Origin of the sequence: Pedobacter sp., assembly GCF_041662865.1 — a bacterium.
In the GTDB taxonomy this organism is placed as follows: domain Bacteria; phylum Bacteroidota; class Bacteroidia; order Sphingobacteriales; family Sphingobacteriaceae; genus Pedobacter.
Map to the genome: position 1 here is coordinate 64838 of NZ_JBAZRL010000009.1, position 14770 is coordinate 79607.

16 protein-coding genes are annotated in these 14770 nt (G+C 33.9%); 2 read left to right on the forward strand and 14 right to left on the reverse strand.

All coding sequences use genetic code 11. The features are described from left to right. Nucleotide 1: 1 nt before the first annotated feature. The 3 genes from WC622_RS05245 to WC622_RS05255 all read right to left on the reverse strand — a co-directional run bounded on the left by WC622_RS05245 (nt 2) and on the right by WC622_RS05255 (nt 3280). Entirely contained in the window at nt 2–205 is a 204-nt protein-coding gene (locus WC622_RS05245) for a fructose-6-phosphate aldolase (RefSeq protein ID WP_372817979.1), read from the reverse strand. Nucleotides 206–256: 51 nt separating this feature from the next. Continuing rightward, nucleotides 257–2167: a gliding motility-associated C-terminal domain-containing protein gene (locus WC622_RS05250; RefSeq protein ID WP_372817981.1), complete on the reverse strand. Its 1911-nt coding sequence runs from the start codon at nt 2165–2167 to the stop codon at nt 257–259. A gap of 93 nt (nt 2168–2260) precedes the next feature. Continuing rightward, nucleotides 2261–3280 (reverse strand): acyl-CoA reductase, encoded by a 1020-nt coding sequence (locus WC622_RS05255; protein WP_372817983.1) that lies wholly within the window; start codon nt 3278–3280, stop codon nt 2261–2263. Nucleotides 3281–3357: 77 nt separating this feature from the next. On the opposite strand from WC622_RS05255, the gene WC622_RS05260 reads away from it, so the two are divergent. Continuing rightward, complete coding sequence (locus tag WC622_RS05260) at nt 3358–3708, forward strand: 4Fe-4S dicluster domain-containing protein (RefSeq protein ID WP_372818035.1); 351 nt, start codon at nt 3358–3360, stop codon at nt 3706–3708. Nucleotides 3709–3781: 73 nt separating this feature from the next. Here WC622_RS05260 and WC622_RS05265 read toward each other — a convergent pair whose 3' ends face one another. Continuing rightward, nucleotides 3782–4225, reverse strand: a complete 444-nt coding sequence (locus WC622_RS05265) for a universal stress protein (RefSeq protein ID WP_372817985.1) — start codon at nt 4223–4225, stop codon at nt 3782–3784. A gap of 94 nt (nt 4226–4319) precedes the next feature. On the opposite strand from WC622_RS05265, the gene WC622_RS05270 reads away from it, so the two are divergent. Beyond that, a complete protein-coding gene (locus WC622_RS05270; protein WP_372817987.1) occupies nt 4320–5099 on the forward strand; it encodes an NlpC/P60 family protein in 780 nt (259 codons plus the stop codon). Nucleotides 5100–5135: 36 nt separating this feature from the next. Here the strand turns inward: WC622_RS05270 and WC622_RS05275 are convergent, their stop codons facing one another. From WC622_RS05275 to hisG, 10 genes are all read right to left on the reverse strand, one after another. Continuing rightward, entirely contained in the window at nt 5136–5786 is a 651-nt protein-coding gene (locus WC622_RS05275) for a YceH family protein (RefSeq protein WP_372817989.1), read from the reverse strand. 59 nt (nt 5787–5845) lie between these two features. After that, a complete protein-coding gene (locus WC622_RS05280) occupies nt 5846–6745 on the reverse strand; it encodes a WD40 repeat domain-containing protein (RefSeq protein WP_372817991.1) in 900 nt (299 codons plus the stop codon). A 418-nt stretch (nt 6746–7163) separates the two neighbouring features. Next, the gene (gene hisIE, locus WC622_RS05285) at nt 7164–7751 is read right to left on the reverse strand and encodes a bifunctional phosphoribosyl-AMP cyclohydrolase/phosphoribosyl-ATP diphosphatase HisIE (RefSeq protein ID WP_372817993.1); all 588 of its coding nucleotides are present in this window, start codon (nt 7749–7751) and stop codon (nt 7164–7166) included. Continuing rightward, nucleotides 7748–8503: an imidazole glycerol phosphate synthase subunit HisF gene (hisF, locus tag WC622_RS05290; RefSeq protein ID WP_372817995.1), complete on the reverse strand. Its 756-nt coding sequence runs from the start codon at nt 8501–8503 to the stop codon at nt 7748–7750. The genes hisIE and hisF overlap by 4 nt, the downstream gene beginning before the upstream one ends. A gap of 1 nt (nt 8504) precedes the next feature. Beyond that, the gene (hisA, locus tag WC622_RS05295) at nt 8505–9254 is read right to left on the reverse strand and encodes a 1-(5-phosphoribosyl)-5-[(5-phosphoribosylamino)methylideneamino]imidazole-4-carboxamide isomerase (RefSeq protein ID WP_372817997.1); all 750 of its coding nucleotides are present in this window, start codon (nt 9252–9254) and stop codon (nt 8505–8507) included. Nucleotide 9255: 1 nt separating this feature from the next. Further along, complete coding sequence (gene hisH, locus WC622_RS05300) at nt 9256–9849, reverse strand: imidazole glycerol phosphate synthase subunit HisH (protein WP_372817999.1); 594 nt, start codon at nt 9847–9849, stop codon at nt 9256–9258. 7 nt (nt 9850–9856) lie between these two features. Beyond that, nucleotides 9857–10990, reverse strand: coding sequence for a bifunctional histidinol-phosphatase/imidazoleglycerol-phosphate dehydratase HisB (gene hisB, locus WC622_RS05305; RefSeq protein ID WP_372818001.1), 1134 nt, complete (start codon nt 10988–10990; stop codon nt 9857–9859). Next, nucleotides 10990–12054, reverse strand: coding sequence for a histidinol-phosphate transaminase (gene hisC / locus WC622_RS05310; protein WP_372818003.1), 1065 nt, complete (start codon nt 12052–12054; stop codon nt 10990–10992). The genes hisB and hisC overlap by 1 nt, the downstream gene beginning before the upstream one ends. 82 nt (nt 12055–12136) lie before the next feature. Then, nucleotides 12137–13417 carry a histidinol dehydrogenase gene (gene hisD / locus WC622_RS05315; protein ID WP_372818005.1) on the reverse strand — a complete coding sequence of 427 codons (1281 nt, stop codon included), beginning with the start codon at nt 13415–13417 and terminating at the stop codon, nt 12137–12139. 68 nt (nt 13418–13485) lie between these two features. Then, entirely contained in the window at nt 13486–14337 is an 852-nt protein-coding gene (hisG, locus tag WC622_RS05320) for an ATP phosphoribosyltransferase (protein WP_372818007.1), read from the reverse strand. Between the last annotated feature and the right edge of the window lie 433 nt (nt 14338–14770).

Here is a 14770-nt window from a genome sequence, read left to right on the forward strand (position 1 = left end):
TTTAAATATCTAATTTGGTAACCTGTCCAAAAGGTAAATCATTAATAATGTTCATAATGTAAGTTAGTTTATCTCCAAAGCCTAACTTCTCTAACGATTTGTCAGGGCGATCTACTCTAAAATAAGCTAATAATGTAAACTTCTCATCTCTTAGCTGTACGTAATCGGGTATTTTGGCGATGCCTTTTACTTTTATGATATACATTTGCCCAAAAATAACATTTCTAGCTGATAATTGAATTGAAAATAAACGATTTTATCTGGTTAATAAAACCCAACCAGAATATATTTTAAAATCTTCATTCAAATAAAGTGTGTAATAATAAACACCAGTGGGTAAGTTTTTGCCATGAGATTTTCCATCCCACGGTTGTGTATTTATACTTTCAAAAACTAACTGCCCATTTCTGTTCACTACTTTTAATTTCGGATTAGTAAATGCAGCTATCGCTGGAATATTCCAAGTGTCATTGATTCCATCTCCATTGGGTGTAAACGTATTCGGTATTTCTATTTTTGGATAAACTTTTACAAACACATCATCTGTACTCACATTGCAATTAGAGCTTACGGTTAGTGTATAGGTGATATCATTTGGAGGGGTTGCAATTGGATTAAGGTTAGTTGGGTCATCCAAATAATCAATAGGCGACCATGAATAGGTAATATTATCGCCTGTAGCAGTACCTTTTAATGTAACGGATTGACCAAGAAATACTTTTTTATCTTCTCCAGCATTAGCTGATGCATTTTTTAAAACAGTAATTAGTATTTCTTTAGTTGTTGAGCAAGTGCCATTTGAAACTTTTACAGTGTATGTTGTGGTTTGTTTTGGGGTTGCTATGGTGGTTGCACTAGTAGGGTTTGATAAGCCATCAATAGGGAGCCAAGTGTAGCTAGAGCCACCACTAGCTTCTAATTCAATGCTTTCGTTCTCGCAAATTGTAGCTGCTGTAATATTTGTATTCGCAACAACTTGCGGTAAAACTTGCACTTGTGTTTGACTCGTATTTGAGCAACCTGAAGCATTAAAAACAGTAACTGAATATGTACCACTTGAGTTTGTGCTTACATTTGGTATAATTGGATTTTGAGCTGTAGAAGTATATCCATTTGGCCCAGTCCAGCTAAATGAAACTCCCTGATTTACATTTAATTGAATATCTGAGCCTACACAAGCCGCACCACTATTACTAGCAATAGGGTTGGGTTTATCATTTACATTGATGGTTAAAATAGCCGAAGAAGTCCTACAATTTACCGAATTGATATTTGGTCGCTCTGCTGCTGATAAACGATATTTATATATTCCCACAACAGCATCTGTAAAGCTTACAGTAGTTTGGGTTCCGTTTTCTCCAGGAATATCTATCCAAGTTGACCCATTAAATGATTGCCATTGAAGTACTGGGTCTGTGTATCCTGCAGAAACTTGTGCAGATAAATTGTAGGTTTTGCTTTGACCAACACATAAATCTGCATTAACACCAACAACATTATTAATTGAAGGTGTAATTGTTGGGCCACAAGCTCTAAACGTAATATCATCAAGTGCAAGGTCATTTCCATTACCACCAGGGCCATTATTAATCATTTTTAAAACAATATCAGCATTGCTAGAAGTAGTAAATATGGTTGCATATTGTTTCCATGTAGCGGTTGTACTTTCTAAAATATCACCTGTATCATAGCGTTTTAAAACTGTTCCACTTGTGGTTTCTATTTGAAAAGTAACATTCGGTTTAATGCCAGAATAATTTAAAATATTAATGATCCATGCGGAAAACTCGTAGGTTGTGCCAGGGCATAAACCTGTAATAGTGGTTTGGTAAAAAATACCTGGGTTGTTTGATGCATTTACTACCATCATATATCCATTTGCATCATTTGCAGTATGATTATTGATCTGAAACCAACCATTTCCACTACTATGCATTCCGAAGGTGTTTTGTGAGATGGTATAATCTCCATCGTTTGGTGTACCAGTCACAAAGTTATAATTGTTTGTTCCCGATGGTAATGCAGAACCAAACGCACTAGCACCCCTTCCAAAATCAATATTAATTACAGGATCTCCCAATGTGCCATTACATACTTGGGCCTTGATTTCTGAAATGGAAAAAAGTAAAATAAGCCCAATAAAATACTTGCGAAATGTTTGTGTCAATTGCTAATTGGTAAATTTTAAACAAAGTAGCAATTTTTTATAGTCTATTAAGATATGGATCAACTTTGTTGTGTTAATGTTGTGGCATCCTTGCTATAACTTATTCAAAAAATCAATCGTATTTATAGTATCGGCATAGTCCCAAAGTTTAGGATTTTGACTTTGTCCAAATCCAATTTTTTCTTTGTTAATTTCCAGTGGGATATTAGAAACTACACATTGAATTTGTTCATCTTGAGCATTTAATTTCACTTCAATATCCTCAACAGAATTATATTCTTCATAAAATAAAACAGCCAAAGGCGATACAAAAGTTTCATCCTCTTTCATTAAAATAAAACCATTATCAAAATGTTTTACGCCATTTACGAGGTAAATTGATTTATTATAATCGTAATTGTTATTGTATTTGAAATGATTAATAATTGGCTGGTATTTTTCAATCGGTTCGAAGAAATTCTTTAAATCGTAATTTTCTGGAACATAAATTTTAGATACATTTCTACATCCTAAACCAAAATAATCAAAAATATCATGACCTAAGCTTTCTAATTCGGCAGTGCTTTCTTTTCCATTTAAAACAGCAACGCTATTTCTATTTTTACGAATGATGTTAGGCACTTTACCAAAATAATAATCGAAATAACGAGAAGTGTTATTGCTCCCAGTGGCGATAATTGCATCAAAATCTTTTAATCGCTCTGTATATTCTATGTGATTTGCGAGTTCTGGTTCAAAAGAAATTAATTGTTTTAGCAATGCAGGTAATAGTTTATCGTCAGATGACGACATTTTAATTAGTGCAATATTGCCAGTCGCTAGCACACAAAGAACATCGTGGAAACCAACTAAAGGAATGTTGCCTGCTAAAATTAGCCCGACTTTTTTAGGCTGTTCGCTAATATGAACATGTTCAAACCATAGTTCTAAATCATCGTTATTTAGCATATTACTTAAGGATATAAGCGCTTTTCCTACTTCCTCTGAAGTAAACCAAGCATTGCTATAACTAGCAGATTGTACTATTGCATTGAATTCTGGACTAGGGTTAGCCATAAATTCGCTTAGCTTTTTTAATGCAATAATTAATTTTCCTTTGGTAAGTGATGACATATTTAGAACTATTATAAATGAATATGTGTTATATTTGCAGTGCAAAGTTAAACTTAGCAATAGATTTATACGAAGACATGGCGATTAAAATAACAGACGAATGTATTAATTGTGGAGCATGTGAGCCAGAATGCCCAAATAATGCAATATACGACGCAGGCGCAGCCTGGAGATTTTCTGATGGTACTAATTTAGATGGTATCATTGATTTTGGTGGACAACAAATAGATGCTGGCGCTTCGCAAGAAGCTGTTTCTGATGAGGTTTATTATATAGTTTCTGACAAATGTACAGAATGTAAGGGTTTTCATGATGAACCTCAATGTGCTGCAGTTTGCCCAGTAGATTGCTGTATTGATGATGAAGATGTTCGTGAAACAGAAGAAGAATTATTAGCTAAAAAAGCTTGGTTACATCAAGAAGGATAAACAATCTACACTTGTAGGTTATTAGAATATATAAGGCGCCTTAATTAGGCGCCTTTTTTGTGAATAATGAATTTTAATCCTTATTAGGTACAATTAAAACAGGACAAGCAGATTTTCTTGCTACATGTTCTGCTACGCTTCCCATTAAAAAATGATATAATCCAGTTCGGCCGTGTGTACCAATTACAATTAACTCAGCTCCCCATTCTTCAGCTTGTTGAATAATGCCGTGGGTTGCTGTATCTAAGCTTGTTAAGTAAGTAGTTGGAACTCCATTTCCATGTTTATATGATATTTCCTTAAGCAACGTGTGACTGTTTTCCTCACTATTATCGTACATTTCCATAAAAACAGGAGCTAATGTGAAATCTGGATTTACAGTTGCTGGAGCAGGTTCGATGATATTTAATAGCGCTACCTCTGCACCAAATTTTGTTGCCATTTCGTAGCCAGTTTGTGCTGCTTTTTCAGAACATGTACTGTTATCTACAGCAATTAATATTTTTTTAAAGTTCATGGCTAAAGCGTTTAAGTGCATAAAAATAACAAATAAAAGATGTAAATGTTTATGTTGTGATGTTAATCACTATTTTTGAATATACATTTTATATATGGATAACTACCACGTTTGCCGAGTTGCCGTTGCGCCATTAAGAAAAGAACCATCTGATAGAAGTGAAATTGTGTCTCAATTATTGTTTGGAGATAGGGTTAAGGTTTTAGAGAAAACTGAAAAATGGTGTTTGATTAAAACTTATCATGATAATTATGAAGGTTGGATGGATTATAAACAACTAAAAAAGATTTCTGATGTGCAGTTTGCTGCAGATAATGATCATGTTTATGTTACTCCAGTTCAGCTCAATAATACTTTAATTGCTGCTAACGGAACGTCTTATTACTTAAGTCCAGGTAGTACTTTGCCTTTTTACGAAGATGGTTTTTGTTATTTAGAAGATGAAAAATTTGAGGTGAAATTTACACCACTTCTTCCTGATAAGATAAATTTTAAAACAAAAGTTGAAAAAACAGCAAAGTTTTTTGAGAATTCACCTTATTTATGGGGTGGTAGAACTTTGTTTGGTATAGATTGCTCTGGCTTTGTACAAGCTGTGTATAAATTAAATGGACTACAACTTAAAAGAGATGCTTCTCAACAGGCAGAACAGGGTGAATTAGTTGATTTTCTGGCTTCATCTCAATTAGGCGATTTAGCTTTTTTTGATAATGAGGATGGAAAAATTACTCACGTAGGTTTAATGTTGAGCAATGATAAAATTATTCATGCAGCAGGTAAAGTGAGAATAGATCCAATTGATGATCAAGGAATTTATAATGCGGAGCTAGGTAAATACACTCACAAATTGAGAATTATAAAAAGGTTTGTTTAAATTTTAAACCTACTTATCACTTAAAAGCTAGAACTTTTATCCCATCAATTCCTTCATCAATTTATCGAAGTTAGTTTTGAGTTCTACAAGTTCTTCTTCAACTTTTGCTAAACGTTCTTCTAAATCATTATTGGATTTTGGGCTTTCATCTGCAATATACTCTTCTTCGAAAGTTTCTATATTACCAGCAAACAAATGCATGTAACGTTGCTCTTTTTGTCCTGGCTTACGAGGTAATTGTTTAATATAAGCTGGTTCTTCGTTGGCTAGTTTTTCTAAAACTTGTTGAACTTCTTCTAAAGTTTCAAACTCATATAATCTGCCAGAATTGGTATTGATTTCTCCAGGAGTTTGAGGTCCGCGTAAAAATAACAAACACATAACTGCAACTTCTGAAGGTAAAAGGGGGAATACGATTGCGAAATTATGTTTGTATTTAATGTTTCTAATCGAACCACCAGTTGCAGTAGAAATTAATCCAGCAATTTTTAGAGAATTGAGCGCAGTAGTTATAGTGGAATCATCATATTGAACAACAGGTTTACGCGATGTTTTTTGATTGCAAGCAGCAGCCAAACCGTTCAATGTCATTGGATAATAATCTGGCGTAGTTTTGCATTTTTCCATCAGAGAGCCTAAAACTCTTACTTGAGCAGCGTCTAAAACAGGTAAATTTTTCGTTTCCATGAGGCTAAAGATATAGTAATTCGCCAAAATTTAAAATGATTGGCAAATTTTTCACTCAACTAATCTTCCATTTCCCAAACCATTATTTTCCTATCGTCGCCTGTAGAAATCAAATATTTTCCATCGTTACTCCAGCTAATTTTATTGATAGAATGACTATGTCCAACTCCAGTTTTTTCCAAACTTAAAATTTTATAGAGTTTAAAATTTTCAGCACCCCAAAGTTTAATACTTTTATCTTGACTACTGGTTGCAAAATAGGGTAGTGTTGGGTGGAAAACAATGTTGTAAATGGTAAATAAATGTGCTGGAATAGTTTGCGCTAATTCATAACCTGGTAAATTCCATATATTTAATTGCGCATCTCTGCTTCCTGAAATTAGAAATTTCCCAGTGGGATGATAAACCAAAGAAGTTACAGCGAGTTTGTGGCCTTCTAAAATTTGTTTTAAACTATAATCTGCCAAGTTGTAAATACGGATTAAATGATCTTTGCAGCCAAAGGCGATTTCAGTTTCGTCGGGAGAAATAGCAATACATCTAACGGTATCGTACGCTACTTGAAAACGATAAATCTCTGAAAAATCTTTTAACGACCAAACTGCAACAGTACCATCTTCGCCAGTAGTTAATAATTCATTTTTACTTTTGATAGTTTTTATATCAAAAATAGGTTTTGCATGTGCATTTATACGAGCTATAACTTTCTGTTTAATAAAATCATACACACTAAACGCACCGCTTCTTTCACCAATAAATAATTGATTATTATTATTATGTAATGCATAAACAGAGCTCTGAACGGGTACTTTGACCATTACAAAAGCCATCTTTTTAAGCGACCATTCTACAACCCCTTTATCGTTTCCGGCACTAAAAAATATACCTGCTTTATCTGAAAATGCCAAAGCATACACAGGGTTTTGATGGCCAGAAAAGGTTTGTAAGTGTTTAAGCATTAGAAATGAATAACAGTTGCTGCTTTTTAAGTGAACGATTTTTTTTAATCGCAAAAATAAATTGAAAAATTATGAACAAGCTAAATATGAGATGAAAATTATTAATAAAGGAAACAAATACAAGTTCATTTCTGTAATTAATTTTCCAAATAATAATAATAGATGTATAAATTGATAAAATACTATATAACATTCCAATAATGCCAACAGCGATATGCCATTTTTTAAGATTAAATTTATTTTTTACTAAATAGTTAACCGAGATATAACTAAAGAGTGTAGGAAATGAAATAAGAATCATATCTAAATAATTCTTCTCGTTTTTTAAAAGAGCAAAAAAACAAATCCCAATAAAAATAGTAATGAATGAAATGTACTTTAGCATTTTTCAATTCTTAAGAAAGAAATTCACTAAGGGCTATTTGTGTCTTTCCTCTAAATTTTTAGCAATATCTTGAATAGTCAATCCTTTTTCTTTCAGTAAAAATAACAAATGAAAAACAAGATCCGATGCTTCCCCGATTAAATCTTCTTTAGTTTCTGCAAGCGCTGCAATAACAGTTTCAACTCCTTCTTCTCCAACTTTTTGTGCAATTTTGTTTAAACCTTTTTTGCGCATTTTATTAATGTACGAACCTTCAACAGGATTTTCATATCGATCATTAATAATGCTCTCTAACTCGAAAATAAAATTCTGATTGTAGTCAGTTTTAAAACAACTTCTGTTTCCAGTATGGCAAGTTGGTCCAATAGGATTTGCTTTAATTAATACAGTATCGTTATCACAATCGATATGAATAGATTTCACAAAAAGAAAATTTCCACTTTCTTCGCCTTTAGTCCACAAGCGATTTTTAGAACGAGAATAGAAAGTTACTTTGCCCTCTTTTTGTGTTTTTTCAAACGCTTCGGCATTCATGTAACCTAACATCAAAACCTCTAAAGTTTGGTCATCTTGTATTACAACAGGAACCAAACCGTCTCCTTTATCAAATTCTATTTTCATATCCTTACTGGGATGTTATTTCTTTTTAACTCTTGTTTTAAATCTGGAATTAATATTTCTCCATAATGAAATACCGAAGCAGCTAATGCAGCATCAACTCCAGCTTTTTGGAAAACTTCTGTAAAATGTTCAGTTTTTCCTGCCCCTCCAGATGCAATGATGGGAATATTTATCGTTTTATTGATTCTTCCGAGCAAATCGCAATCAAAGCCTTGTTTTGTCCCATCATGATCCATAGAAGTTAATAAGATTTCTCCAGCGCCTAAGTTTTCTGCTTTTTTAATCCAATCTTCAGTTTCTAGCTCGGTAATTAATCGACCACCGTTTAAATGGACAATGTTCTTGCCGTTTATATGTTTGGTATCAATTGCTAAAACCACAAACTGTACTCCAAATGTTTTAGCTAAATCTTCAATTAATTGAGGGTTTTTTACTGCCGCAGAATTGATGCTTATTTTATCTGCACCTGCATTTAAAAGGGCTTCTGCATCAGCAATTTCAGTAATTCCGCCACCAATTGTAAATGGAATGTTCAATTGCCTTGCAACAGATTTCACCATTTCAATCATCGTTTTACGACGTTCATGAGTGGCAGTTATATCTAGAAATACCAACTCATCTGCACCTTGTTTTGCATATTGAGCTGCTAATTCAACTGGGTCACCAGCATCACGCAAATCAACAAAGTTGATGCCTTTTACAGTACGGCCATCTTTTACATCAAGGCAAGGTATTATTCTTTTTGAAAGCATACTAGATAGAGCTCAATGCTTTCAAATTCCACTCCTTAATTTCTTCAATAGAAATCCGATTTTCGTAAATCGCTTTGCCTACAACAACACTTCTAATGTTATACTGAGCAAGTTCTTTTATGTCATCCATAGAACTTACTCCCCCAGATGCGATTAATTTAATAAAAGGAGAATGATCAAGTAGTTTCTTGTACAAATCAACTGCAGCACCTTCTAATTTGCCATCTTTATTAATGTCGGTACATAGAAAACGGAAGAAACCTAAAGCAAGACATTTGTCAACGTAATCCATTAGTTTTATGGGCGAACTTTCCATCCAACCTGAATATTTGATCACCTCATCTAAAACATCAATAGCAATAACAATTCTATTTGCGTAACCATCTTTTTTAACAAAAGCAGCACTCAATTCAGGTAAAAAATCGGGATTACTAATGGCTTGTGTACCTACAATAACGCGATGAATTCCAGAATCTAATAAATTGTTTACTTGTTGAATTGTCCGTATTCCTCCACCGTATTGAACCCGCATGTCGGTTTTTTTAATGATATCAAATAATGTTTTTTGATTACTAAAATCACCTTTGGCGCCATTCAAATCAATAATATGAATAAAATCTGTACCGTTTGAACGGTAACGTTCTATCATTTCCTTAATGGAAACATCGTATTCGGTTTTCTGGTTATAATCGCCTTCGCGTAAGCGGACAACTTTTCCATCTAAAATATCAATTGCAGGGATAATGTACATTTTATGAACTTAGGTTTGAGAAGTTTTTCAATAAGCGCTCGCCTGCTTCACCAGACTTTTCTGGATGAAACTGAACGCCATAAAAATTATGTTTTTGTATGGCTGCCGAAAATTTGTTTCCATAATTGACAGCCGCAATATCAAAAATAGGGTTATATTCAATAAAATAAGAATGCACAAAGTAAAACTGTGTATCAACAGGAACATCCTTAAATAATAAATTGTTTTTAAATTCTACGGTATTCCATCCCATGTGGGGGATTTTAATTCCTAAATCTTTATTAAAAAGTTTAGTATTTAATGGAATGATATTCAATAAATTAGTGTCTCCTTCTTCAGAGTGTTGAGTAATTAGCTGCATGCCAACACAAATACCAAGCACAGGTTTTTTTAACGCTTTAATGGCACTTACTAAACCAGTTTGTTGTAACTTTTTCATTGCTGCACCTGCATGTCCAACTCCAGGGATAATAATATGACTGTAGTTATCCAAATCAGCCTCTGTATTTACCATGCCATAGATGATGTTTTGCCTTTCTAAAGCTGCTGTTAAAGAGAAAATATTGCCGGCTCCGTAATTAACTATTCCAATCATTTTTCAGTTATAATAACCCTTTTGTACTTGGTAAAACCATTTTTTCAGCATCACGTTTTACTGCCATTTTAATTGCTTTTGCAAAAGCTTTAAATATAGCTTCAATTTTATGATGTTCGTTTTCGCCTTCTGCTTTAATATTTAAATTGCATTTTGCAGCATCACTAAACGACTTAAAGAAGTGAAAAAATAGCTCAGTAGGTACATCACCAACTTTTTCACGTTTAAATTCTGCATCCCAAACAATCCAGTTTCTGCCACCAAAATCAATGGCAACTTGTGCTAAACAATCATCCATTGGTAAACAAAACCCATAACGCTCAATACCTAATTTATTGCCCAATGCTTGTGCAAAAGCTTCGCCTAACGCAATGCCTGTATCTTCTATTGTATGATGTTCATCAATATGTAAATCGCCATTGGCAATTACATCCAAATTCATACTACCGTGTCTGGCAATTTGGTCTAACATATGATCAAAGAAATTTAAACCAGTTTTAATGGTTGCTTTGCCAGTTCCGTCTAAATCTAAACCAATGGTAATGTCTGTTTCATTTGTTTTACGAGCGTGATTTACTTTTCTAGCTCCAGCCCTTAAAAAAGTATAAATATCTTCCCATTTTTGAGTTTCTAAAGCTATTACGTCTGTTAATTCTTCAACTTTAGCCATTCCTTCAGCGCTTCCCAATGCATCATTTTGACGTAAGAAAATAGCTTTTGCACCTAAGTTTTTTGCTAAAATCACATCATTCAATCTATCTCCGATTACAAATGAGTTTTTCAAATCGTAACCTTCTCCCAAATATTTGGTTAATAAGCCTGTTTGAGGTTTACGAGTAGGAGCATTGTCTTTCGCAAAAGTTCTGTCAATTACAACGTCACTAAATATCACACCTTCATTAGCGAAAGTATCAATCATGAAATTATGAACAGGCCAAAAGTTTTCTTCAGGATTTGAAGGTGTTCCTAAGCCATCTTGATTGGTTACCATTACCAATTCAAAATCCAACTCTGTTGCAATTTTAGAAAGGTAATACAATGACTTTGGATAGAATTTTAACTTTGTAAAACTATCTACTTGTTCATCTTCTGGCTCGATGTTCAATGTGCCATCACGGTCTATAAACAATACTTTTTTCATTATATATTCTCTAAAATGTTGATTAACTGATTATTTTCTTCAACAGTTCCAACGGTAATTCTTAAACAACCTTCGCAAAGCGATACTTTTGAACGATCGCGAACAATTATGCCTTTATCTACCAATAAATTGTAAGTCTCTAAAGCATCATCAACTTGAGCCAATATAAAATTAGCGTCAGATGGGTAGACTTTTTTAATGATTGGAAGTTTATTCAGTAGATTACTCAATCTGTCTCTTTCTGAAACCGTAATTTTAATCCAATCGTTTACTTGCTGGATATTTTCTAAAGCAGCCAAAGCCAGATCTTGTGTAGCTTGATTGATGTTATATGGTGGTTTTACCTTATTTAAAATGTCAATCACTGGTCGAGAAGAAAAAGCCATTCCTAAACGCAAAGCCGCTAATCCCCAAGCTTTAGAAAATGTTTGAAGAATAACAAGATTTGAATATTCAGTTAATTCTTGAATAAAAGTTTTCTGCTTTGCAAAATTGATATAAGCTTCATCAATTACTACTAAACCCTTAAAATTAGCTAGAATAGTTTCTATATCTGTTCTGTTAATTGAGTTTCCAGTAGGATTATTTGGCGAACAAATGAAAATCATTTTTGTATTTGCGTCGATGGATTCTGCAATTTTCTCTAAATCCAATTGGAAGTTAGGCAATAAATCTACTTTCCTAATTTCAACATCGTTAATGTTTGCTGAAACCTCATACATTCCATAAGTAGGCGGAAGAATGATGACATTATCCTTTCCGGGATTGCAAAAAGCTCGGTATAAAAGGTCGATTGCTTCATCGCTACCGTTGCCTAAAAAGGTATTTTCTATTGGTACACCTTTAATTTTGCTAATCGCATCTTTCAAATCTAACTGCAGTGGGTCAGGGTAGCGGTTATACCTCACCCCCAGCCCCTCTCCTAAAGGAGAGGGGAGAGGAGAACCAAAACAATTTTCATTTGCATCTAAAAAGACACTTGCTTGCCCTTTAAACTCATCTCTAGCTGTAGAGTAGGGTTTAAGGGTTTTTATATTTTCTCTTTGTAAATCTTTAATATCCATTTTATTAATTTTTGCCGTCACCCTGAGTTTATTTCAGGGTCTGTTTGGCAGATGCTGAAACAAGTTCAGCAAGACGTGATATTTAATTTTTTAATCTAATACTTATCGCATTTTTATGTGCTTGTAATCCTTCGGCTTCTGCCAAAACTTCAACTGTGTGGCCAATATTTTGCAAGCCTTCGGCTGATAAATGTTGAAAAGTGATTTTCTTTACAAAAGTATCAACTGAAACTCCTGAAAATGCTCTTGCAAAACCGCTTGTTGGTAAAGTATGATTTGTCCCTGAAGCGTAATCTCCTGCACTTTCAGGAGTTAAATTGCCTAAAAACACTGAACCCGCATTACTAATTAAGGGAATAAGTGGTTCAAAATTTTCAGTTGCTAGAATTAAATGCTCAGGTGCATAAATATTACTGAACTCCATTGCTTCCTCTAAAGTCTCTGCTAAAACAGCATAAGAATTTTCAATTGCTTTTGCTGCTATATCTTTTCTCGGTAAATCGAGTAGTTGTTTTTTAACTTGAGAAATTACTTCATTAATAATTGTTTTCGAGGTGGCAACCAACACCGCTTGACTATCAGTTCCGTGTTCTGCTTGCGCTAATAAATCGGCTGCAACAAATGATGAATTTGCTGTTTCATCAGCGATTACTAAAACCTCTGATGGACCAGCTGGTATGTCAATTGCAACTGTGTTTTGAACCAGCTTTTTTGCCTCTGTTACATAGCGATTTCCAGGCCCAAAAATCTTGTCAACTTTCGGAATTGTTTCCGTTCCAAAAGCCATTGCTCCGACAGCTTGAGCGCCACCAACTAAGTAAACTTTTTCGATGTTCAGTAGAGTAGAAACGTAAGCGATATACGTATTGATTTTGCCGTCACTTTGTGGAGGAGAACATACCACAATTTCTTTGCAACCTGCAATTTTAGCGGGGATGCCAAGCATCAAAAAAGTGCTTGGTAAAACTGCTGTTCCTCCCGGAATGTACAGTCCAACTTTTTCAATTGCCCTAGTCTCTCTCCAACAATTTACACCAGCCATAGTTTCAATTTTTGCTTCAGTTTTTAACTGCGCCTCATGAAATTTGTAGATGTTTTGGTAAGCAACGTCAATGGCATTTTTTACTTCTTTTGGAATTTGTTTTGCCAACTCAATTAGCTCCTTTTTCCCAATGAAAAGAGAAGATAGTTTAACTTTGTCAAACTGTGCTGTGTAGGAGAGGAGCGCAGAATCACCATCAGACTTCACCTTAGAAATGATACTCTGAACCCTAGAATAGACTAAATTATCGTCTTCTGCATTACGCGAACACAATTCCTCTATTACTTGTTTAGTTAAATCTTTATAATTGTAGATTTTCAATGCTTTATGTTTTGTGTTTAACTAATAGTTAATATTAATTATACTAGTTTTAGTACTTTTCAGCTCAATTAGGTGATAATTTTCTCGATTGGCATCACTACAATTCCTTGAGCGCCTGCTAATTTTAAGCCATTTATTTTTTCCCAGAAATCTTCTTCTGCAATTACCGAATGTACGGCAACCCAACCTTCTTCAAATAATGGGACTACCGTAGGACTTTTTACCCCTGGTAATAAATCTACCACAGCTTGTAAATTTTCTTTAGCTACATTTAACACCACATATTTTGTCGCCTTTGCTCTAAGTACAGATTGTATGCGCTGCAATAATTCTAGTACTTCTGGATTCAATTCCATCCCTTTGCTAGCAATCAAAACAGCTTCAGAATCCATCACATTTTTGAACGGTTTTAGTCCGTTACTTTTCAAAGTTCCGCCAGTAGAAACGATGTCGAAAATCGCATCACTCAATCCTAAACCCGGACCAATTTCTACCGAACCAGATATGTTTCTAATCTGTGCATCGACGTTGTTTTCTGAAAGATATTTTTGAAGAATTACTGGGTAAGAAGTGGCAATTGCTTTGCCATTTAGTTGCGATAATTCGGTGATGTTACTGGTGCTTTGAACAGCAATTTTTAAGGTGCATTTTCCAAAGCCGAGCTTTTGCAAATAAGACACATTTGCGCCTGCTTCGATGATAACATTTTCACCAACAATACCCAAATCGGCAATACCATCTTGAACATATTCTGGGATATCATCATCTCTTAAAAAAAGAATTTCTAAAGGGAAATTAGCTACGGTTGCTATTAATGAACTTTTGTAGTTTTCGAAAGAAAGACCACAATTTTTAAGAATTTCTACTGATTTTTCGTTTAACCTACCCGATTTTTGGATAGCGATTTTAAGTGTTTTCACTTTATATAAAATTAGGAATAAGAATATTGAATCTGTTTAAAAACCGTTTTGCGTACAAAACATATATCTATCTATCGCCACAATGGCGATGATGTAAATGTACGTGATGGTTTAAAACTTGGATCATATATTGCTTTTCTTTCCGTAATTTTGGGCAGAAGATGATGCAAATATAACTTTGTTAATGTGAAATCAAAAAAATATGGCATTTTATTTGAAGTAATCAATATAATTCACCTTAAGAAACTATCATCTAAATACTAATAATACTTTGAAGAAAACGCTCCTATTGATCCTTTCATGTTTGTTTTTGAGCTCTTGTGGATGGTTTAAAGAAAAAGCTGAAATAGCCAACGTGTTGGCAAAACATTTTGAAAATAAACTCTATTATAAATTCGATACAGCATTTTACAATCCCGTTTTCAGTAAAAAA